18 protein-coding genes are annotated in these 21,805 nt (G+C 60.5%); 10 read left to right on the forward strand and 8 right to left on the reverse strand.

The window, feature by feature from the left end; genetic code table 11:
• The first annotated feature begins 67 nt into the window (after positions 1-67).
• Both HMPREF2932_RS08620 and HMPREF2932_RS08625 read left to right on the forward strand, forming a co-directional pair.
• Positions 68-889: an ABC transporter ATP-binding protein gene (locus tag HMPREF2932_RS08620; protein WP_070701704.1), complete on the forward strand. Its 822-nt coding sequence runs from the start codon at positions 68-70 to the stop codon at positions 887-889.
• Positions 886-2,475 carry an ABC transporter permease gene (locus HMPREF2932_RS08625; RefSeq protein ID WP_246818645.1) on the forward strand — a complete coding sequence of 530 codons (1,590 nt, stop codon included), beginning with the start codon at positions 886-888 and terminating at the stop codon, positions 2,473-2,475. Before HMPREF2932_RS08620 ends, HMPREF2932_RS08625 begins: the two co-directional genes overlap by 4 nt.
• A gap of 85 nt (positions 2,476-2,560) precedes the next feature.
• Here HMPREF2932_RS08625 and HMPREF2932_RS08630 read toward each other — a convergent pair whose 3' ends face one another.
• Positions 2,561-3,010 (reverse strand): DUF2631 domain-containing protein, encoded by a 450-nt coding sequence (locus HMPREF2932_RS08630; RefSeq protein ID WP_010190371.1) that lies wholly within the window; start codon positions 3,008-3,010, stop codon positions 2,561-2,563.
• A 192-nt stretch (positions 3,011-3,202) separates the two neighbouring features.
• Between HMPREF2932_RS08630 and dxr the strand changes: the two genes are divergently transcribed.
• The 5 genes from dxr to map all read left to right on the forward strand — a co-directional run bounded on the left by dxr (position 3,203) and on the right by map (position 9,684).
• A complete protein-coding gene (gene dxr / locus HMPREF2932_RS08635; protein WP_070701702.1) occupies positions 3,203-4,369 on the forward strand; it encodes a 1-deoxy-D-xylulose-5-phosphate reductoisomerase in 1,167 nt (388 codons plus the stop codon).
• 15 nt (positions 4,370-4,384) lie between these two features.
• A complete protein-coding gene (locus tag HMPREF2932_RS08640) occupies positions 4,385-5,593 on the forward strand; it encodes a M50 family metallopeptidase (RefSeq protein ID WP_071409992.1) in 1,209 nt (402 codons plus the stop codon).
• Between the two features lie 77 nt (positions 5,594-5,670).
• On the forward strand, positions 5,671-6,834 hold the full coding sequence (ispG, locus tag HMPREF2932_RS08645; protein ID WP_070701698.1) for a flavodoxin-dependent (E)-4-hydroxy-3-methylbut-2-enyl-diphosphate synthase: 1,164 nt from the start codon (positions 5,671-5,673) through the stop codon (positions 6,832-6,834).
• A 57-nt stretch (positions 6,835-6,891) separates the two neighbouring features.
• Entirely contained in the window at positions 6,892-8,742 is a 1,851-nt protein-coding gene (locus HMPREF2932_RS08650) for a penicillin-binding transpeptidase domain-containing protein (protein ID WP_070754146.1), read from the forward strand.
• 69 nt (positions 8,743-8,811) lie between these two features.
• Positions 8,812-9,684: a type I methionyl aminopeptidase gene (gene map, locus HMPREF2932_RS08655; RefSeq protein ID WP_046648064.1), complete on the forward strand. Its 873-nt coding sequence runs from the start codon at positions 8,812-8,814 to the stop codon at positions 9,682-9,684.
• A 232-nt stretch (positions 9,685-9,916) separates the two neighbouring features.
• Here the strand turns inward: map and HMPREF2932_RS08660 are convergent, their stop codons facing one another.
• The 4 genes from HMPREF2932_RS08660 to HMPREF2932_RS08675 form a co-directional block, all read right to left on the reverse strand.
• On the reverse strand, positions 9,917-10,318 hold the full coding sequence (locus tag HMPREF2932_RS08660) for a hypothetical protein (protein WP_070512652.1): 402 nt from the start codon (positions 10,316-10,318) through the stop codon (positions 9,917-9,919).
• A 35-nt stretch (positions 10,319-10,353) separates the two neighbouring features.
• Positions 10,354-10,770: a hypothetical protein gene (locus HMPREF2932_RS08665; protein WP_049155406.1), complete on the reverse strand. Its 417-nt coding sequence runs from the start codon at positions 10,768-10,770 to the stop codon at positions 10,354-10,356.
• A gap of 341 nt (positions 10,771-11,111) precedes the next feature.
• Positions 11,112-12,497: a mycothione reductase gene (gene mtr, locus HMPREF2932_RS08670; RefSeq protein ID WP_049155408.1), complete on the reverse strand. Its 1,386-nt coding sequence runs from the start codon at positions 12,495-12,497 to the stop codon at positions 11,112-11,114.
• A gap of 56 nt (positions 12,498-12,553) precedes the next feature.
• Complete coding sequence (locus HMPREF2932_RS08675; RefSeq protein WP_049155451.1) at positions 12,554-13,567, reverse strand: alpha/beta hydrolase; 1,014 nt, start codon at positions 13,565-13,567, stop codon at positions 12,554-12,556.
• Between the two features lie 300 nt (positions 13,568-13,867).
• On the opposite strand from HMPREF2932_RS08675, the gene mqo reads away from it, so the two are divergent.
• Entirely contained in the window at positions 13,868-15,370 is a 1,503-nt protein-coding gene (gene mqo, locus HMPREF2932_RS08680) for a malate dehydrogenase (quinone) (protein WP_046648068.1), read from the forward strand.
• Positions 15,371-15,646: 276 nt separating this feature from the next.
• On the opposite strand, the gene HMPREF2932_RS08685 is transcribed toward mqo, so the two are convergent.
• Entirely contained in the window at positions 15,647-17,035 is a 1,389-nt protein-coding gene (locus tag HMPREF2932_RS08685) for a protein adenylyltransferase SelO family protein (RefSeq protein ID WP_071409993.1), read from the reverse strand.
• Positions 17,028-17,843 (reverse strand): PhzF family phenazine biosynthesis protein, encoded by an 816-nt coding sequence (locus HMPREF2932_RS08690; protein ID WP_049155414.1) that lies wholly within the window; start codon positions 17,841-17,843, stop codon positions 17,028-17,030. Before HMPREF2932_RS08690 ends, HMPREF2932_RS08685 begins: the two co-directional genes overlap by 8 nt.
• 51 nt (positions 17,844-17,894) lie before the next feature.
• Between HMPREF2932_RS08690 and HMPREF2932_RS08695 the strand changes: the two genes are divergently transcribed.
• Complete coding sequence (locus tag HMPREF2932_RS08695) at positions 17,895-19,208, forward strand: DUF4921 family protein (RefSeq protein ID WP_180963892.1); 1,314 nt, start codon at positions 17,895-17,897, stop codon at positions 19,206-19,208.
• A gap of 45 nt (positions 19,209-19,253) precedes the next feature.
• Here the strand turns inward: HMPREF2932_RS08695 and yaaA are convergent, their stop codons facing one another.
• Positions 19,254-19,976 carry a peroxide stress protein YaaA gene (yaaA, locus tag HMPREF2932_RS08700; RefSeq protein WP_071409994.1) on the reverse strand — a complete coding sequence of 241 codons (723 nt, stop codon included), beginning with the start codon at positions 19,974-19,976 and terminating at the stop codon, positions 19,254-19,256.
• A 32-nt stretch (positions 19,977-20,008) separates the two neighbouring features.
• On the opposite strand from yaaA, the gene HMPREF2932_RS08705 reads away from it, so the two are divergent.
• Positions 20,009-21,778, forward strand: a complete 1,770-nt coding sequence (locus HMPREF2932_RS08705; protein WP_070681997.1) for a proline--tRNA ligase — start codon at positions 20,009-20,011, stop codon at positions 21,776-21,778.
• Positions 21,779-21,805 lie beyond the last annotated feature (27 nt).

Below are 21,805 nucleotides of genomic sequence, written 5' to 3' on the forward strand. Positions count from 1 at the left end.
CTCTGCTTACAGTTTCCTAACGATAGTTTTTCGGAGAACAAAGCATTAATGGTTCTTGATACCGTTAATGCTTATGACTTATCCTTATCGTGCGGACTTAGCCGCTGATCCGCGCACCCAAGCTCTTGCGGTGCGCGACCTGCGCAAGTCCTTTGGTTCTCAGATCGCTGTCAACCACCTCAACCTGGATGTCCCGCGTGGTTCCATCTACGGGATAGTGGGGCCCAATGGCGCGGGCAAGACCACGATGCTGACCATGGCCTGTGGCCTCCAGCGCCCGGATTCTGGCCACAGCTTCATCGCTGGTCACAATGTGTGGGAGGATCCCATCCCCGCCAAGCGGGCCATGGGTCTGCTCATGGATGGGGCACCGGTCTTTGACCGACTGACCGGCGCTGAGTACCTCCACTACCTTGGAGCGCTGCACAAACTGGAACGCACCGAGTCGCTCCGCCGTGCCCAGGAGCTTCTCGACGCCCTCTCCCTCTCCGATGCCGCTGATAAGCGCATTGCGGATTATTCCGCCGGCATGACCAAAAAGATCCTCTTGGCCGGCGCCGTCCTGCACAACCCAGAGGTGCTCATCTTGGATGAGCCGCTGGAAGCCGTGGATCCGGTCTCCGGGCGCCTCATCCAGCAGATGCTGCGCGCCTATGCTGCGCGTGGCGGCACGGTTATTTTGTCTTCGCACGTCATGGAGCTTGTTGAGGGGCTTTGTGACCACGTTGCCATCATCAACGGCGGCCAAGTCATCACCGCAGGCCACGTGGATGATGTCCGGCAGGGCCAAAGCCTGAGCGATCTGTTCATCGCGGCCGTTGGGGGACGGGATCTGGACGCCTCGAAGTTTGGGTGGCTGCGCTCGCCAGCGGCAGGTGAGCGCGAATGACATCCACTCTGTTCAGCCTTCATCGCACTCTGTGGTGGCGAAGCGTTTCCTCCAACCCGGCGACGCTCATCATGGGGCTTATGATGCTGATCTACGGGGCACTCGGCCTCCTGTCGCTCGCATTCATGGTGTATTCCGATATCACCACCCCGGGCCACGGTTACCAAGCGCTGACTGTCGGGGTGGCAGGCGGCATGCTCATCTACGTACTCCTCGCTCTCTTCATGCCGGCGGGGGAGAAGCAACTGAGTCCGACAACCTTAGGAGCTCTTCCTCTGACTTCCCGCGAGGTTCTTCCGGGCCTTTTCTTGTCGGGCCTGCTGACTACCCGCGCTATCATGTCGGTTGTCTTTTCCCTAGTGTATGCGGTCATCGGAAGTGTCTTTCTTATTCTGACGGGGCCTGGGTGGGCTGCAGTGCCCTTCGTTGTGGGCATGGTTTTATCGTGCGCGACAACCATCATCTTCGGCGAATGTCTCGGCCAAGTGGCTTCCGTCATCGCAGATTCCCAGAAATCCCGTACCCAAATCGCGGCGATGGTGGTTATGGGCCTGCTGGTCTTTGGCATGCTGCAAGCGCAGAGTGTCTTGGAGTCTTTGCCGCCTCTTCACACCGTGGGTGCCGTTAGCGCCTGGACCCCGTTTGGCGCAGGGGTGGGGTGGACGCTCGCGCTTGCCGACGGTCACCTCCTCACCGCCCTAGCCCAACTGCTCATCGCGGTGGCCAGCCTTGGGCTGCTTGGCTGGGTGTGGTCCCGTCAGATAACTGGTCTCATGCGCAATCCGGGAGCGGGTGGTGACGTAGCCAGCGAGGTGACAGGAAAGGGCGTGTCCAAGTTGGAGTTGGGCGCGTGGTCTTATTCCAGCCCTGCGGCGATGGAATATACCCGCGCGTTGCGCTATCTCACCCGTGATAAACGGCAAACAGGCATGCTGTACATGATGCCTCTGTTCGGCGTGCTGACGCTCTATCAGTTGTGGAGAGGCGATGATTTCACCGCCTATTTCATGCTGTGCTTCAGCGCAATCGTGCTCTCATCTCTCTTGGCTAATGATTATGGCTTCGATGGGCCATCGAATTGGGTCCATATGGTGGCGCCGGTTGCCCCGCGCACCATCCTTCATGCGCGTCACCTCGCACACGTGACTATTCCCTTTATTGGGTTTGTTCTGCTCGCCGTAGTGGCTCTTGTCTTTAGCGAGAACTTCACCTTGGGCTTGTTGAGCACAGCTGTGGCCATAGGCGTGTTCATCTCCACCGCGGCGGTGGGTTTGGGCCTGACCGTGCTTAACCCTTATCCCTTGTCCGCTCCTGGGCAGAACCGGTGGAATGATAAGTCTGGCTATTCTGCTGGTGCTTTTCTCACTGCGTTTGTCGGCATGCTGTTGGTGTGGGGGCCCGCGCTTCCTGGCATCGTGGTTTCTGCCCTCGCCTATGAGCGTGGCGGCTGGTTGTTGTATACCGCGTTGATTGTTTCCGTGCTGGTTCCGTCGCTTGTCTACGCCGGGGTCTGGCGGTTCGCTGGAAACAAGGCACAAGAGCGGACGCCGGAAATCTACGCCAAGGTCAACCGTTACGTGAGCTAGGGGACAAGGGCAGACAGAAAAAGCTCCCTTCCTGCAGTCCATTCATGAACTGCGGGAAGGGAGCTTTGTTTAAAGCGAAGAAGCTTTAGTTGGTCACCGGCTTGGCGGCGTGGCGGCCTTCGGAAACACCGCGGAGGTGAGCAATGCGGGAGGGCTCAATGTTGAGGGCGCGCAGCTCATCATCGGTCAGGGAAGCGTAGACGTTGTGAACGGTCTTCTGCTCATATGCCCAATCCGGTTCCTCGTGGCCCACCGGCTTGTTACGGGCGGTCAGGGTGCGCACCTGGGAGAGCTTTGGCTGCAGGGCGTAAATCACCAGACCAAGGGCAATCAGGATTGCCAGGGCGAAGAGCCAGATCGTCTCCACGTGACCCTTGTGGTTACCAAAGTTATAAGCAAGCAGGAACACGACGGACGTCCAACCAGCGATCTGTACGCCCGAGCGGCTGATGCGGGACCAACCGAAACCTGCGGACGGGACGTCATCGGTGGATACGCCGTCGAAAACCTGCGATGCCGGCTTGTGGGAAGACACTTGCTCTCCTTTGCGTGTACATGCAGCTCGCCCTGCTTAGAACTAATTGATTCGAGCGAGTGCACGAAAAATGCCAGTTATTCTGTGTAGTAGTTTAAATGATCCTGCCGATAACCGCGATTAAACACCCCCGACTATCGTTAGCGCAGCGCTCACGACTCTTGCTTGGGTTGACCGGCTAGGGTTGAGAGGGTGAGTACCCAACGCATTCTTATTCTCGGCTCTACTGGCTCGATTGGCACCCAGGCTCTGGACGTTATCGCGGATAACCCGGATAAGTTCACAGTCGTGGGTATCGCCGCCGGCGGTTCCAACCCGCAGCTCGTCGTTGAGCAGGCTCGTGCGCTCAACCTTTCGTTTGACCACGTGGCCGTCGCCAAGCCCGATGCGGCACGCACCGTTTCCGAGGCCCTCGGTGGCACCGTGCTTTCGGGCCCAGACTCTGCCGAGGAGCTGGTCAAGGCGGTGGACGCCGATAAGGTCCTCAACGCGCTTGTGGGCTCCATGGGCTTGGCCTCCACCATCGCCACCTTGGAGAAGGGTGAGCTGTTGGCGTTGGCGAATAAGGAATCCCTCGTTGCTGGTGGTTCCATCGTGACCCGCCTGGCGGGGGAGGGGCAGATCATCCCGGTGGATTCCGAGCATTCCGCCATGGCGCAGTGCCTGCGCGCAGGCAGCGGTGTGGAGCTCGAGCGCCTCGTACTCACCGCCTCCGGTGGTCCTTTCCGCGGGTGGACTCGCGAGGAGATGTGGGATGTCACCCCGCAGCAGGCTGCGCAACACCCGACGTGGTCGATGGGGCAGATGAACACCCTGAATTCGGCGACGTTGGTGAATAAGGGCCTTGAGCTCATTGAGGCGACGCTGCTTTTCGACGTCCACCCGGACCTCATTGACGTCACCGTCCACCCCCAATCCATCGTGCATTCCATGGCCACCTTCACCGATGGCTGCACGATTGCACAATGCTCCCCGCCGTCGATGAAGCTGCCGATCTCCTTGGCGTTGGATTGGCCGCACCGCGTGCCAGGCGCACAGCCGGCGTTAGATTTTTCCGCCGCACATGATTGGCGCTTCGAGCCGCTCGATGACGAAGCCTTCCCGGCCGTTCGCCTTGCCCGTGAGGTGGCCGCTGCCGGAGGTACCCACGCTGCCGTGTACAACGCCGCGAACGAGGAAGCGGCAGCTGCTTTCTTGGCGGGCCGCATTCACTTCCCGGAAATTGTTGACGTGGTTAGCCACGTCGTGGGTGAGGCCTCAGAGTTTGCTGGTGTACCCTCTAGCGTCGATGATGTCCTCGCCGTGGAAGGTGAGGCCCGCCGTCGCGCTAATGCGTTGGTGGATTCGCTCGCTCGTTAGAAAGCCCCCTATTTTATGGCAAATGTCCTCGGTATAGTCCTCTTCGCTGTGGGGATCGGCATCACCGTTGCCTTACACGAGGCGGGCCACATGTTCACCGCCCGTGCCTTCGGGATGCGAGTGCGGCGCTACTTTATCGGCTTTGGGCCGCGCGTCGCCTCCTTTACACGTGGCCACACCGAATACGGCCTTGCCGCTTTTCCAGTGGGTGGCTTTTGCGATATCGCGGGCATGACGGCGCAGGATGAGTTCCTCACGGAGGAAGAAGAGCCCTATGCCATGTATAAGAAGCCGGCGTGGCAGCGGATCATCGTTCTGGCCGGCGGTATCACGGTTAACCTGCTGTTGGGATTCATTATCCTGCTGATCATTGCCATGACCACCGGCCTGCCTAACCCAGACGCGGATGTTCGTCCACGCGTAGGGGAGGTCTCCTGTGCTGTGAACCAGAATGCCGAGGGTGAATTAGAACCCTGCCAGGGCCTGGGCCCAGCCGGTGAAGCGGGCGTGGAGCCGGGGGATATCGTTGTCGCGCTCAACGGCGAGACTATGGACTCCTTCGCGCAGCTTCGCGATACCGTCATGAACTACCCCGGTGACACCGTCACCCTCACCGTCGAGCGCGATGGTGCAGCGCGTGATTTCGATATCACGCTTGCTACGGTGACTCGACTCAACGCGGAGGGACAGCTGGTGAAGGTCGGCGCCATCGGCATGACCAACCAGATTATCGATATCAGGGAGACCTACTCCTTTGTCGACGCTATCCCGGCCACCGCGCGCTACTCGGGATATGCCTTGAACGCCACCGTCCAGGGCATCGCCCAATTCCCGGCAAAGATTCCGGGTGTGGTGGCTTCTATCTTCGGGCAGGAGCGTGATGTCAACGGGCCTATTTCCGTGGTGGGCGCCTCCCGTGTGGGCGGCGAGCTGGTGGAGCGCAGTCTGTGGTCCTCCTTCTTTATGATGCTGGCCACCCTCAATTTCTTCCTCGCGTTGTTCAACCTCATTCCGCTACCGCCTTTTGATGGCGGTCACATCGCCGTGATTTTCTACGAAAAGATCCGTGATGCCCTGCGCCGTCTCATGGGCAAGGAACCGAAGGGCCCGGCGGATTACACCAAGCTCATGCCGGTGACCTATGTGTTGGCTTTCATTCTTATGGCGGTGGGTGCGCTCATCATGATTGCGGACGTGGTCAACCCAATTCGGCTGTTTGGCTAGTGATCTGGCTGCCTGCTCCCGCTGTCGTGCGCGGTGCTAGAGTAGGGGCGTTAAAACCCAATTAGCAAGGAGCACACATGTCGACCCCTATTGGTCTTGGTATTCCCGACGGCCCACCTCCCACCTTGGCGCCGCGCCGCAAGACGCGTCAGCTCATGGTCGGCCAGGTTGGCGTGGGCTCTGACCACCCCATCTCCGTGCAGTCGATGACTACGACGAAGACGCATGACATCAACGCCACCCTTCAGCAGATTGCTCAGCTGACCGCCAGTGGCTGCGATATTGTTCGCGTAGCTTGTCCGAAGACTGTGGATGCGGAGGCTTTGCCAGCAATTGCGCAGAAGTCCCCGATCCCGGTGATTGCCGATATTCACTTCCAGCCCAAGTACATCTTCGCCGCCATCGATGCCGGCTGTGCCGCTGTCCGCGTTAACCCGGGCAACATCAAGGAATTTGATGGCCGCGTCAAGGAGGTAGCTAAGGCAGCCGGCGATGCTGGTATTCCGATTCGCATTGGCGTTAACGCAGGCTCCCTGGACAAGCGCATCATGGAGAAGTACGGCAAGGCCACTCCGGAGGCCCTCGTCGAGTCTGCACTCTGGGAGGCCGGGCTCTTCGAGGAGCACGGTTATGGCGATATCGCCATTTCCGTAAAGCACAATGACCCGGTCGTCATGGTGGAGGCCTACCGCCAGCTCGCCGCTCAGTGCGACTACCCGCTGCACCTCGGCGTTACCGAGGCCGGCCCCGCATTCCAGGGCACCATCAAGTCTTCGGTCGCTTTCGGTGCCCTGCTTGCCGAAGGCATCGGTGACACCATCCGCGTGTCCTTGTCCGCGGACCCGGTCGAAGAGATCAAGGTCGGTGACCAGATTCTGCAGTCCCTCAATTTGCGCCCGCGCAAGCTGGAGATTGTCTCCTGCCCGTCCTGTGGTCGCGCACAGGTGGACGTGTACAAGCTGGCCAACGAGGTCACCGAGGGCCTTGACGGTATGGAATTCCCGCTGCGCGTGGCCGTTATGGGCTGCGTGGTGAACGGCCCGGGCGAGGCCCGCGATGCAGATCTCGGTGTGGCCTCTGGCAACGGCAAGGGCCAGATCTTCGTCAAGGGTGAGGTCATCAAGACCGTGCCCGAATCCAAGATCGTGGAAACGCTCATCGAAGAAGCAATGCGCCTGGCAGAAGAACAGGGCCTGGAGGCCGTGGAAGGCGCCAAGGCTGAGGTTCGCGTTACCAAGTAGCACGCCTGCGGTGTGGGGTGGCCGCCGCGCCGCCCCAGGCTGCTACGCTGCCCAAGCATGAAGAGGTTCGTGGCGCTGCTGGGTGCGGTAGGTTTCGCGGCGTCGTCTGTGGTGGGATGTACCCCCAAGCCGGTGTCCGCGCGCCCAATTGCAGAAGAGTTTCTTGAGAGCATGGAAACTCGCAACAATGAAGAGCTGGTACAGCTGATCGATGACGGAACCACCGCCACGAACACCCTCGACGCCACCTTCGCGGGCCTGCAAGCAGAGGGCCTCGACGTCGAACTGACCGGCGTAGACCAGGAAGAAGCCCAGGCCACCGCGCACTATTCAGTGACGTGGACTCTGCCGCGTAATCGTTCCCTCCGCTATGACACGTCTATGGCCTTGACTCGCAAGGACAAGGACTGGACTGTCCGCTGGCAGCCCAGCATCATTCACCCCGATCTCGGCGCACACCAGCACCTCGAGCTGCGCTCAGTCGCGCCGAAGCGCGCAGGCGTGGTCTCCTCCGATGGCGTCGAGCTGATGTCACCGGGGCTGCAATACCGCCTTGTTGTCGATACCGACGCTGTCGATGACCCGCGTCCGCTGGCAGCTAAGATTTCCGGCGCTTTGAGCCAAGCGCATCGGGAGGATGATTCCATTCCGGAGGTTGATTCTGGCGAACTTGCCACAAACCTCGAAGGAATCGATGGCTCCTACTCGGTCACCATGCTCAACGAGGCCCAGGCAGCGAGGCTGCGTCCCGTCCTGGAAAACCAGAAGGGGATTCGCTTCAATGAGGAGCCGGCGCTCATCACTCGCGATACCGGCCTGGCACCCGACATCCTCTCCCGTGTGCGATCCATGGTTTCTGAAGAAGTCGATGGCAAGAATGGTTGGTCCGTCTCTGTCGTGAACGAACACGGGGCTGCGCTATCCGACGTCGAGTATCACGAGCCCGAAGCGGCTCCGTCCATCAAGGTTTCGCTGGATTATGACGTTCAGCGTGCTGCGCAAGAAGCCATTAATCTGCACCCCGGGTACGAGGCCATGATTGTGGCCATGCGCCCCTCCACGGGCGAAATTCTGGCCGTGGCGCAAACCCCGGAAGCAGATAAGAAGGGCGACATCGCCCTCCAAGGCCAGTTCCCTCCCGGATCGGTCTTCAAGATTATTACGGCCTCGGCGGGCGTCGACAAGCAAGGCCTGTCCACAGATTCCATCGTGCCCTGCCCGGGCACCATGGATCTGTACGGGCGCACCGTGACCAACTACAACGGGTTCTCGCTCGGTTCGGTACCGCTGCGCCAAGCCTTTGCACAATCCTGCAACACCACGTTCGCGCAGATCTCGACCGACCTCCCCAAGGGTGAGCTTCGCGACGTGGGCAAGCAATACGGGCTGGGCATCGACTATGAGGTGCCGGGGCTCTCGACGATTACCGGTTCGATCCCAGAGGGAGAAACCCCGCTTGAACGCACGGAAGCCGGCTATGGCCAGGGCCTTGACCTTGTCTCTCCCTTTGGCATGGCGCTTGTTTCTTCGACAGTAGCGGCTGGCAGGACCCCGACGCCGACTCTCATCGAGACACGGGAGACCAAGGTTTCCGAGGAGGTCCCCGCGCCGAGTGAGGAGACGCTGAATCAGGTACGGGACATGATGCGTCAGGTGGTGGCGAGCGGTACTGCGGCGGGTATGCAAGCACAGGGAACCATTTATGGAAAGACCGGTGAGGCAGAAATCAACGACGGCTCGCACGCGTGGTTTACCGGTTTCCGCGATGATGACATTGCTTTCGCCACTCTCGTGGTGTTGGGTGGTGGCTCGACGATTTCCGTCAACATCACTGATAACTTCCTACAGCGTTTGGATGCCCTCCGCGCGGAAGGCCACGGCGAGGTTGCTCCCGCACAAGAGCAGTAGCGCGCGCTCATGAGTGTGCCAATGGTGCTCTTTGTCGGGTGCTGGGGAAGAGGGCTACCATGAGTAGTTATGACTAAGCGCGCGATGCTGAAACAAGAAAAAGATACTCCAATCCGCACGGTACCGAAGGATATCGAACGCCCAGAGTACGTGTGGAAAGATACGGTCCAGGAAGCGCAGGGCGAGCCATTTGTGCAGACCCCGGAGGTCATTGAGGCCATGCGTGAGGCCTCACGCATCGCGGCCAACGCTCTGCAGGAAGCCGGAAAGGCTGTGGCTCCCGGTGTGACCACGGATGAGATTGACCGCGTTGCGCACGAGTATATGTGCGATCACGGTGCCTACCCGTCGACGCTGGGGTACTTGGGCTTTCCGAAATCCTGCTGCGTGTCCCTCAATGAGATTGTCTGCCACGGCATCCCGGATACCACGGTGATTGAGGATGGCGACATCGTCAATATCGACGTCACTGCCTTCAAGAATGGTGTGCACGGCGATACCAACGCCACCTTCCTCGCCGGCAATGTCTCGGAGGAGCACAAGCTGTTGGTGGAGCGCACGAAGGAAGCGATGATGCGCGGCATCAAGGCGGCGAAGCCCGGCCGTGAGATTAACGTTATTGGTCGCGTTATTGAGTCTTATGCCAATCGTTTCGGCTACAACGTGGTTACCGATTTCACTGGCCACGGTGTAGGCCCCACCTTCCACAACGGCCTCGTCGTGCTGCACTACGACTCTATGACCTACCGCGACATCCTTGAGCCAGGAATGACGCTGACCATCGAGCCGATGATCAACCTGGGCTCGCTGGACTATGAGATTTGGGACAACGGCTGGACCGTCCAGAACACCGATGGCAAGTTCACCGCCCAGTTCGAGCACACCATCGTTATCACCGATGACGGCAACGAGATCCTTACCCTGCCTGGTGAACTCGACTAGCTAAGAGGCGGTAAGGCTCGGTCTTAAGACAGTACCTCTTAAGACGCACAGAGCTGCCCTTGTTGACGAAAGTGCTCCGGATTCTTCAAAGGATCCGGAGCACTTTCGTCAGTTTGGAGGGGGTGCGTGCGCCCGTTGCGCCAGAGGTCGGAGATAGACAAAGCGCCCACCTCCGTAAAAGGAGATGGGCGCTTTCTAAGGCGCTGAGCTAATCAGCGAGTCCGCGTACTAATTAGCGGCGGAAGATCGGGTCCAGCACGTGTGCCGGGATAATGTGGTTGTACACAGCGAAGTTGTACGCAGCGAACAGGGCACCTGCGATGGCGGAGCCGATAGCAGCGTAGGTGCCCTCACGCCAAGCCTTAGCCCAGGTCGGGTTGGTGGTGTCATCAGCGGTGTTCTCGCCGAAGAGGTCAGCGCCGGTGACCTTCTTGTCACCCTCGGTAGCGTCGCCCCACTTGGAGGACAGGGTAGCGTCGCTGTCGTCCTCCTTGACCTTCTCGTTTGCGGAGGACAGCTCGGAGGAGAGGGAGGTTTCCTCGGTGTTCTCAGCAGCGAAAGCAACGGAGGTGCCAGCGAAAGCAACGGAGGCGGCGGTTGCAGCAGCAACAGCGGCGGTGCGGAAGTTACGCATGAAGTTTAAGCCTTTCGGAAAGTGTGTGGGGCGTCTTAGAAGGACGGGCCGTGGACGAAGAAGTTGTAGACCACGCCGATGAGGCCGGCGATGGAAGCGACGGCGCTAGCAACGCCTACGCCGTAGAAGGTCTTGGCCCAGGTCGGCTGGTCGCCGATGGTGGTGCACTCGCCAGCTTCGCCCTCATCGCAGTGCTCAGACTTGGAGGAACCAAAGATGGCACGGCCGTCAGCCTCGGTGCCGATGTTGTCGTCCTCGTCGACGTTGAACCAGCCGCCAACCTTGGAGGACAGGGAGCCCTCAGGCTTGTCGTAAGGCTGACCGCCCTTTGCGTCTTCGACAGCTTCGGTGGTGTTGGAGCCGTCGAAGGTGGCTGCGGTGGCAACGGTGGAGCCGCCGAAGGCAACTGCGAGAGCGGTAGCGCCGGCGAGGGCTGCATTGCGGATACGCATATCAAAATTCCTTAATGTCGTACGTGCAAGGCCTCCTGGCGGAGGAGCCTCGATTCACAGGGATAGGGATGAGTTTGGTATCCCCAAAACACACTGAGCCGACAGAGACCATCGACTCGTTCCGGTGTCTGTATAAAACCTATCCAACGGTCAGCCAAAATGCACGCTAGTTGGAGCGTTCTTTTACGCAAGCGGCAGGGGTACCCCCAAATTGGGTTAAACCCTGAAAGCTGGCTGAGTGATGTTGCGGGCGTTAAGGTGGCCTTGTAATGCCAATAGATAAATAAGGGGAAAGTAGTTCAAGGGTAGTGTGAAATAAATCACTGAACGATCTGTAACGATCACTCTAGCCACTCTAGTCCCAAAACGGCATTTTCGACGACCTCCGGCAACGCCGGGTGGATCCAATACTGTGAACGGGCGAACGTGCGCATGTCGAGGCCGCAGCTCATTGCGGTGATTAACTGTTGTATGAGAGTGGAGGCTTGCGGGCCCATGAGGTGAGCGCCGAGGAGCTGACCGGTCGAGCGGTCGGCGATGAGCTTGCAGACGCCCGTTGAATCCTCCATGGCCCAGCCATAGGCGACATCGCCGAAGTTCTGTACCTTCACTGTGACGTCGTAGCCCTGCTCGCGGGCCTGGGCTTCGGTGAGGCCCACGGTCGCAATCTGCGGGTGGGTGAAGACGGCGGCGGGAACGTGCTCGTGGGGCATGGGCTGAAGATCCTCTGGGTGCAACAGATTGTGCTGCACTGCTCGCTGCTCCGCGTTGGCGACGTGCTTGAGCATGTAGGGCGAGGAGACGTCGCCCAGCGCCCACACGCCCTCACAAGTGGTGCGGCCGTACTCGTCGACCTTGATGCGTCCGTCCTCGTGCATCTCGATCCCACTGGCGGAGAGATCCATCAGGTCGCCGTTAGGCTGGCGGCCGGTGGCGACAAGGATTGCCTCTGCTTCCAGGACGTCACCGTTATCCAAGGTGAGGCGGACACCGTCTGCGGTTTCTTCCACCGCCGTGGCGCTACCGATGCGGACATCGAAACGCTCTCGCAGGATGACGTTGAAGCGTGAGCGTAGGTCTTCATCGAGGAAGCGGAGGAATGTCTCCGAGCGGTTGACCACGGTCACCTTGGTGCCCAGGCCGTCAAAGACATGGGCGAACTCCATAGCGATGTAGCCGCCGCCGACAACGATGAGGCTGCGGGGCTGTTTATCCAGGCGCATGATGTCTTCGTTGGTATGGATCGGGGCAGTTGCGCTGGCGTAGGGCTCAGGTAGTACCGGGCGCGAACCGGTAGCGATGACGATGTTGTCGCCAGTGATAATGTCATCGCCCACCTGCAGGGTCTTTGGCCCGATGAACCGCGCGTGTTGGTCAAAGACCGTAATATTTGGGGTCTCCTCCCCGCGGCGGTACTCTTCGCCGCCTTGGGCGATCAGATCAATGCGGTTGTCGAAAACGCGCTTGACAATGCCCTCCCAGTCCACAGCGTCCACGTGGGCGCTGACGCCAAGGCGCGTGGCTTCACGCGCAGCAAGCGCAACGTCGGCCGCATAGACATACATTTTTGTAGGGATGCAGCCCACGTTGAGGCAGGTACCTCCGAAGGTTCCCTTTTCAATGATGGCGATAGATTTATCGTCAAACTCGGGGGAGGGGATGGAGTTTCCCGACCCGGTGCCAATGATGACGAGATCAAAGTGCTGTGCAGAAGTCATGGCGACCATTCTAAAGGTTCTACAGCCGCGGCTTCTGGAGGTCGAAGAGCGCGCAGCGCGCACACTTACTGAGCACGCTGTTCTGCGTTTATCGGCGCAACGACGCGAAGCCACTCGGCCGCGGCATTCAGCGCGTCCTCCAACGGTTCGGGCCGAGAGAGGAAAAGGTCGTGGCGGCCATCTTGGACGACGTGGAGGGTGTAGCGCGAGCTCAGCTCCTTAGCCCAGCGCTGACTTTGCCGGACATCGACGACGACATCGGCCGTGTTGGAGGACTCGCTATAGGGCTGATCAAGTTGTGAGCGCGCCGAGGTCATCGTCAGCAGTGGAACTCCAATGGTGATACGCCCGGAATGGATGGCGTCGAAGCCGTGGAAAACAGCAGCGACCCAGCCCAAGTATTTCGCGTGCCCGCCCAGCGGTTTCAAGCGGCGATCAAAATCCCACTCGCCCTGTTCGTGGGAATGGATGGATTCCCCGTAGGTGGTGAGATCCCCGGCGGGTAGCTCGACGCGTGGAGCGATAGCAGCGCCGGCATAAACTATGCGCTTGACCACCTCATAAGCGCCGTCCGACATTCCCATCATGGCCAGCCAAGGGCTGTTGAAAACGACACCGGCGATACGGCTGAAACGCGCGGGGTCGTGGCGGCGAAGACGATCAAGCCACAGAGCGATGATGGTGCCGGCTGTGGAGTGTCCCATGATGACGACACGTGGGTTGGGGAGGGCGTCGAGGGCCGCGTTGAGGTCGGCATCGTAATACTGCACATCACTGATGTAGTGCCAGGTTTGTCCCTCCCGGCGGGAGCGACCACATTTGCGCAAATCGACTGCATAGAAGGCGTAGCCGAGCTCATAGAAGTAGCGGGCAACGTGCTCGTGGAAGAAGTAGTCTGTCATGCCGTGGACCCACACTAGAGCGGGGCGATCGTCGTGGGCGTTGGCGGCGGGGCTGTAGCGCACGAGAGTCGCGCAGACATCGCCTTCGCCATCGGGATCGGTGCCGAGCTCGAGCGTGGCAGCCTGAAAGTCTGGGCCGAGAAGATCTTCTGACCATTCGAGTTTGTCAAATGTCATGGAGTTCATGATAGGTCGTGCGGTCAGATCCGTTCGGATGGGCGGGGAGCTGAGCTGATATGCCCTGCACCTCAAAAGGGGTGGTGGTTTGGGATTCGGGCATTTATGTTTCGAGGAATGCCTATTTCGCAGGAAGGGGCGTAAGGTGGAATTAATGCTTGACGGATCTTCCTGAGTGGAGGTCTGTATGCCGGCTTGGCCTTAGCATCGTCGAGCGCTTTCTCACCGCGCCCTGCGCACCCACATGCGCAGGGCATTTGACCACATCGAATACATCGACTCTAAGAGGTAATAAGTACAGTGTCCTCCGATAAGAAGACAGCACAAGTAGTAGACGAGGTTGAGGTCGCACTCATTGGTGCAGGTATCATGAGCGCCACCCTCGGCGCCATGCTGCGTGAACTCGAGCCCAGCTGGACTCAGATGGTGTTCGAGCGCTTGGACGGTCCTGCTCTTGAGTCCTCCTCCCCGTGGAATAACGCCGGTACGGGCCACTCTGCACTGTGCGAGTTGAACTACACCCCGGAGAAGAACGGCCGCATTGACGTTTCCAAGGCCCTGAACATCAACGAGAAGTTCCAGGTTTCTCGCCAGTTCTGGTCCCACCAGCTCAACAACGGCATCCTCACTGACCCGAAGGCCTTCATCAACCCGGTTCCGCACGTGTCCTTCGCGCAGGGTTCCATTCAGGTGGATTACCTGAAGCGCCGTTTCGACGCGCTGAAGGACAATCACATGTTCCCCAACATGCAGTTCAGTGATGATGACGCCACCTTCCAGGAGAAGCTGCCCCTGATGTCTGAGGGCCGCGATTTCGGCTCCCAGAAGGTGGCCATTTCGTGGACCGATGCCGGTACTGACGTTAACTTTGGCGCCCTGGCTAAGCAGTTCTTCACCGCAGCTAAGGCTGCAGGCACCGAGATCCGCTACGGCCACGAGGTCGTCGATATTAAGCGTGACGGTTCCAAGTGGCGTGTGGTAGCAAAGAACCTGCACACCGGTGATTACGAAGCTGTCCACGCCAAGTTTGTCTTCGTCGGCGCGGGCGGTTACGCGCTCGATCTGCTGCGCAAGGCAGGTGTCCGTGAGGTCTCTGGTTTCGCGGGCTTCCCGGTCTCTGGCCTGTGGCTGCGCTCCAAGAACCCGGAGCTGGTCAAGCAGCACCACGCCAAGGTCTATGGCAAGGCTGCCGTCGGTGCTCCGCCGATGTCCGTGCCGCATCTGGACACCCGTGTCATCGACGGTGAAGAAGGCCTGCTGTTTGGCCCCTATGGTGGCTGGTCCCCGAAGTTCCTGAAGAAGGGCTCTTACCTGGACCTGTTCAAGTCCATCCGTCCGGACAACATCACCTCCTACCTGGGCGTGGCAGCACAGGAGTTCGGCCTGACCAAGTACCTGGTTACTGAGGTCCTCAAGGACTTCGACAAGCGCGTCGAAACCCTCAAGGAATACGTCCCGAGCGCCGATCCGGCCGATTGGGAGACCGTCATCGCTGGCCAGCGCGTCCAGGTCATTAAGCCGGCGGGTGCACCGCAGTTCGGCTCCTTGGAGTTCGGTACCACCCTCATCAACAACCCCGAGGGCAGCATCGCCGGCCTGCTCGGCGCTTCCCCGGGTGCCTCCATCACCCCGGCCATCATGGTCGAGCTGCTGGAGCGCTGCTTCGGTGAGCACATGATTCAGTGGGGCGACAAGATTCAGGAAATGATTCCGTCCTACGGCACCAAGCTCTCCAAGGACAAGAAGCTCTACGAGGAGATGTGGGAGTACACGCAGAAGACCCTGCAGCTTGAGTCCAAGTAGTCCCGCTTTTCGCTTCGCAGGTAACTCTCAGTAACTGGCAGGAAGCGTCCAGTGCATCGGAACGCTTCGCCAAGGAGGATGCTCCATACTTATGTTGTGCGTTTGAGAGAGCGCATGCGAGAGATAGAGAGAACCCCAGCCGCGCGGGGCGGTCGGCCTGAGAAACCGACTGGGAGCGTGGCAGTGAAAGATAGAGACACACCACCGCCCCGAGACTCCGTTTCCTTTCCTACGGAGAACTCGGGGCGGTGGTGTGTTCCCTTCTGTTTTGCACTCTTAGGTGCCGCAGTAGGTGAGATACCCCTCCGTGCCACCGGGCTGTTCATAGTCCGGTGCGGGGTCGAAGGGGTGGGTCGTGGCCTGGAGAAGGCGGGAGAACTCATCAAGATCGCCCAGCGCGGCTTCGACCAGACGCGGGCGGGGAATCACACGCGGCACGCTTCGCTCGAGTCGCGCAACGTCGGGGCCACTCGCGCAGTAGGCGTCAACGAACTGCGTGCCCGCGAACGCCTCATAAGCGGCTGCCGGTGTACCTGCCGCGGCGCTGACGAGAGCTCGGTGGGCCTGAGTGAGGTCAGGGCTCGCCTCAGTGAGTGCGGTGCTGTAGCTCCGAAAAAGCTCTTCAGGCATCTGCAAGCGCTGCAGGGCTTCGACTCGACGTGCTTTCTCGAAGCGTTCCGCAAAGGAATTGATGGCTTCCTGGGCCCAAGCGAGGGCGGAGTCAGGGGAGTCGTCGAGAAGCGGCAGCAGGGATTCAGCGAGCCGCGCGAGGTTCCATCCCACCATGTCGGGCTGGCGGCCAAAGCGGTAGCGGCCCTGCGTATCGATGGAACTAAACCAGGTATCGGGATCATAGTTTTCCAGGAATGCGCAGGGGCCGTAGTCGATGGTCTCGCCCGATAGCGTGGTGTTATCCGTATTCATCACGCCGTGGATAAAGCCCAGCTGCATCCATCCGGCGACCGTAGCGGCTTGCGCATCCATGGCACGGGGGAACAACTCCTGATAGTCGGCACCGGGGTAGTGGCGTTCAATGGTGTAGTCAGCGAGCTGTTCGAGCATTCCGGGCCGCTGGGACTGCGCGGCGAAGTGAAAGGAGCCGACGCGAATGTGGCTTGCGGCTACGCGCACCAGCACGCCCGCCTCCTCCACCACGTGGCGTTGAATGGGGCGGCCGGTGGCAAGGACTGCGAGGGGCCGAGTAGTGGGTACCCCCAGGGCATGCATCGACTCGGAGAAGAGATATTCGCGCAGCATCGAGCGCAGTGTGCCACGACCATCAGAGCCGAAGCGCGAGTACGGTGTGGGTCCCGTCCCCTTGGCGTGCAGATCCCACAGACCTGCCGGGTTATGGGGAGCGGTGGGGCCGGTGACCTCTCCCAGTAGGAGAGCGCGGCCATCACCCATGGATGGGTTGTACTGCCCGAACTGAAAGCCGGCGTAGGCCATGGCGTGGGGAGCGATGGGGCCGCGGCCTAGGAGAAACTCCACGCCTTCATCGCTGCGCAGCCAGTCTGGGTCGAGCCCGAGCGCAGAAGCCAGCTGTTCATTGAGCACCACGATCCGCGCCGCGGGCTGTTCCTCCCCTCGGGCCTCTGCGACGAGGTGGGGTAGGCGGCGGGCGAACTCAGTGTGCAGCTCGACAGGAAAGGAAGGCTTAGGCATCGCGGGACTCCAGAGCGCCGCGAACGCGCACGCGGACGTTGCCGCCCACCCAGATGTTCTCGCCGTCGTCATCGATGAAGACTCGACCAGCGCGTCCTACCTGGCCACCTTGGGCCGCGGTGTAGCGAGCAGGAACTGCATTCTTGGCGCGGAGGAATTGGGCAGCCCCGCCGTTGAAGGACCCGGTGACGGGATCCTCGAAGTGCCCGGTAATGGCTCGTACTTCATACGCGGGGGCATCGCCACCGGTGAGGCCGACCACACCGACCTTCACGCCAGGCATGGGCGTGGGGTTGAGTTCGCGTACTGCCTCGGCGGAATCCAGCTGGATGAGGCGCCATCCGGGGCCGTTGTCTACCCAGCCGGAGTCAACGATGCGGTCGACGTCAACTCCGAGAACTGCAGCTGCATCGGCTCGTTCGGCATCGCTGAGAGCCCCCTCGCGCACCAAGGGTGGGGTAGCGAAGGCGAAGCGTCCGTCCTCCTGGCGCACGGTGACCAGGCCTACACCGCATTCCTGAATTAAGGTGCCGCTTTTTTCAAGCAGCTCTGCTGCCACCCGGGCGGTGCCCAGCGTGGGGTGGCCGGCGAAAGGAAACTCTTCGTAGGGGGTAAAGATCCTCACCCGGTAGTCCGCGCGTGGATCCGTAGGCGAGCACAGGAACGTCGTCTCAGAGAAATTGGTCCAGTGCGCGATGCGCTGCATCTCTTCGGTGCTCAAGTCATCGGCATCCGCGACCACGGCGAGGGGATTTCCGCTGAACGGACCAGTGGCGAAGACATCTACTTCAAAGAATCGGTGCTGCATGGACCCCAAGCCTAGTCGCACCGGTGGGTGCGGAGGTCTACGCTGGGCTGCATGAGCGAAGCACTCTTTAGCCGCGTCGAGCCCATCCAAACCATGGCTGATGGGACCGTCAAGCAGGTCAACCCCTTCTCCGGAACGGAGGTGTGGACGGTGCCTGGCCGCGGCAACCGCCCGCTCGCGCATCCAGCACAGGACCCACAACCGCTGGCGGCCGATGCTTTCACGCACACCTGCGCCTTTTGCTCAGGCCGCATGCTGGATACCCCACCGGAAAAGTCCCGTATTCTGGCTTCGGGGGAGATTCAGCGCGGCCTCCTTCCTCACGAGCTGGATGAGTCCGTACCAGCCTTTCGCCGCGTGCCCAACCTTTTTGAGATCGTGTCCTATGACTATTGGCACGAGAACTATGGCTTCACCATGGACCCCGACGTGGCCCGCCACAAGGAGCGCTACGAGTCCGACGAAGCTGGGCGCCTGCATGTGCTCAATGTGGTGCGCACCAAGCTCAAGGCGGCGGGGAAGGATGCCGCGCTGGACGACGAATCCCTGCTCGCCCTCGCCGATGGCTTCTTCGGAGGTGGCCACGACGTCATCATTTCTTCGCGCCACTTTGTGGAGGGTGCGGTCGATGATAGTCAGCTCGCGTCCTCCGGCACGCTGAGCCCCGATGAGCACTTCCTGCTGACAACATTCACTGCGGAATCGACGCGCGAGCTCTACCAGCGCAACCGCTATGCCTCTTATGTCGCCGTGTTCCAGAACTGGCTAGCACCGGCGGGCGCGTCCTTCGATCACCTGCACAAGCAGCTCGTCGCTATTGACGCCTTAGGTATGGCTGCCCACCAGGAAAACGCGATTCTGCGGGCGCACCCGAATATGTACAACGATTGGGCGGTTGGCTACGCGGCAAAGCGCAACCTCGTTATCGCCGAAAACGACTATGCGGTTCTCTTCGCCGGCTTTGGCCACCGCTATCCCACACTGGAGATCTTCTCCAAGTCGCCGCGCTGTGAGCCCTGGGAGCAGACCCCCGGTGAGGTTCGCGGGATGTCGGACCTTATCCACGCAGCGCATGCCGCTGTGGGTCCGGATGTGGCCTGCAATGAAGAGTGGCACCACCGCCCGCCCAGCGTGGATCTGCCGCAGCCGTGGCGTGTGATGATCAAGCTCAGGGTATCGACCCTGGCCGGTTTTGAGGGCGGCACGAAGGTGTACATCAACACCATCGATCCCTGGGGATTGCGCGATCGCATCGTGGATGCCATGTTCCGCCTGCGCGAGCGCGGCAAGATTGCCTCCGGTATCGCGATTGCCACTGAGTGCGAGCTCAAGCGCAACAGCTTGCGCTATAACCCATTGGTTTGAATGGCCCCGCTTCTCCGGAGGCAGATAAATTGATAAATAGATAAATCAGACCACGAGCACCAGCTCGGAACCGCGCAATTCGGTGCTCATACCTGCCTCCTGCGCAACACTGGCCGCATCCTTGAGGGAGGAGACGCCTTCACCGTGGAGGGCAAGCACGCGGGCGAGCTCACCCTTGTAGTGCTTGTTGAAGTGAGAGACCACCTTGCGGGAGCCATCCTCTTGCACCGTCTCCACGCGCACGGTGGCGGCATCCTTGAGCTTGCCCAGTTGCTGGTAGGTGCCCGAGCGCATGTCGATGAGGAACTCGCCAGCGTCGACAAGCGCGTGCAGCTCATCCGTGATGACCGTACCCCAGCGTGACTTCAGCGTGCGCCCACCCAGCTTCGTGCCACCGGAAAGACGGTAGTGCGGGATAAGGTCATCGGCGCGCAGCAAACCGAAGAGTGCATCACCCACGGCTAGGTACTTCCGTGCTTCTGGAGGAAGGGTGGAGGCGTCGAGGGCGTCGTAGAGCACGCCGGTGAAACGCTCCAGCGCGGGCATGGTGGGGGAGGAGGCCAACTCGAGGTTGGACTCGGCTTCCCCACGCAGCTTCTCAGAGAGCTTGAGCACCTCCAGCGCTTCATCGGCGTCGAGGGACGACAATTCTGCAGCGATTTCTTGGCGGAGCGGGTTCAGCGCGGGAAAGGAAAGCTCGTCCCAGTTCAGGGCCGCGCCGCTGCCGCCGTGTGCTTTGGTCTCAGAAGGAGGGAGGATGATCAGCATGGCTACATGCTAGCGATGTAGACTGAGCAACCATGATTACACGTCTTTCTGAGCTTTTCCTCCGCACTCTTCGTGAGGATCCGGCTGATGCCGAAGTCCCCAGCCACAAGCTTCTCGTCCGCGCAGGTTATGTGCGCCGCGTCGCGCCGGGTGTATACACCTGGCTGCCACTGGGGCTGCGCGCCATGCGCAAGATCGAAGACGTAATCCGTCAGGAGATGAACGCTATCGGCGGCCAAGAGATGCTGTTCCCGGCGTTGCTGCCGCGCGAACCCTACGAGCAGTCGAACCGCTGGACGGAGTACGGCGATAACCTCTTCCGTCTCAAGGATCGTAAGGGCGCTGACATGCTCCTAGGCCCGACCCATGAGGAGATGTTCACCACCGCAGTGAAGGATATGTACTCCTCGTACAAGGATTTCCCGGTCACGCTGTATCAGATCCAGACGAAGTACCGCGATGAGGAACGTCCGCGCGCGGGCGTGCTGCGCGGCCGCGAGTTCACCATGAAGGACTCCTATTCCTTCGACATGACGGATGAGGGGCTCGATGAGTCCTATGCCCGCCACCGCAAGGCTTACCAGAACATCTTCAATCGCCTGGAGATTGATTACGCGATTTGTAAGGCCACCTCTGGTGCGATGGGAGGCTCGGCCTCCGAGGAGTTCCTCGCCGTGTCTGAGGTAGGCGAAGATACCTTCGTGCGGGCCACCGAGGGCGATTACGCCGCCAACGTGGAGGCCGTGGTCACTCAGGCTCCAGAGGAAATCCCCTTCGACGGCCTGCCGGAGGCACAGGAGCATGAGACTCCGAAATCCGAGACCATCGAAACGCTGGTGGAGTGGGCTAAGAGCGCCGGCATTACTGTCGCCGACCGCGAGGTCACCGCAGCGGACACCCTCAAGTGTATGATGATCAAGGTAGCCGCCCCTGCAGCTACGGAGGAAGAGAAGGAATGGGAACTCGCGGCTGTTCTTATTCCGGGCGACCGCGCGTTGGATGAAAAGCGCCTGGAGGCTTCGCTTGAACCGGCCGAGTTCGAGCTCGCCAGCGATGAGGATTTCAAGAAGAGCGACTTCCTGGTCAAGGGCTACGTTGGCCCGCGTGCCCTCAACGCTCACGACGTGAAGGTTTATGCCGACCCGCGCGTGGTTTCCGGCACCTCCTGGATTACCGGTGCCGATGCCCCGCAGCGTCACGTCGTCGGTTTGGTGGCTGGCCGTGACTTCACCGTGGATGAGTTTATCGAGGCCGCCGAGGTCAAGGAAGGGGACCCGGCACCGAACGGCCAGGGCACTCTGACGCTGGAGCGCGGTATCGAGTTAGGGCACATCTTCCAGTTGGGCCGCAAGTACACCGAGGCTTTCGACGTCCAGATTCTGGATGAGAACGGCAAGCGCGCCGTGCCGACCATGGGTTCCTATGGCATTGGTGTTACGCGCATGCTCGCGGTGCTGGCGGAGCAGCGCCACGATGAGAAGGGCCTCAACTGGCCGGTGGCTGTGGCCCCGTACCAGGTGCACGTGGCCGTAGCGAACAAGGATGCCGCTGCCCTCGAGGCAGGCCAGAAGCTGGTGGAGGATCTGGACCGTGCGGGCGTGGAGGTGCTTTTCGACGACCGCCCCAAGGTCTCCCCGGGCGTGAAGTTCAAGGATGCAGAGCTTCTGGGAATGCCGTTCATCGCCATCCTGGGCCGTGCCTTTGCTGACGGCATCATCGAGCTGCGCATCCGCGGCGGCGAGACCCGTGAGGTCCCCGCAGACTCCATCGTGGACACCTTAACGGAGCTCATCCGCGGCTAGGTGCGTTAAGCGCGTAGGCTCGCGGGT

It is taken from the genome of Corynebacterium sp. HMSC074H12 (assembly GCF_001813755.1).
In the GTDB taxonomy this organism is placed as follows: Bacteria; Actinomycetota; Actinomycetes; order Mycobacteriales; family Mycobacteriaceae; genus Corynebacterium; species Corynebacterium hiratae.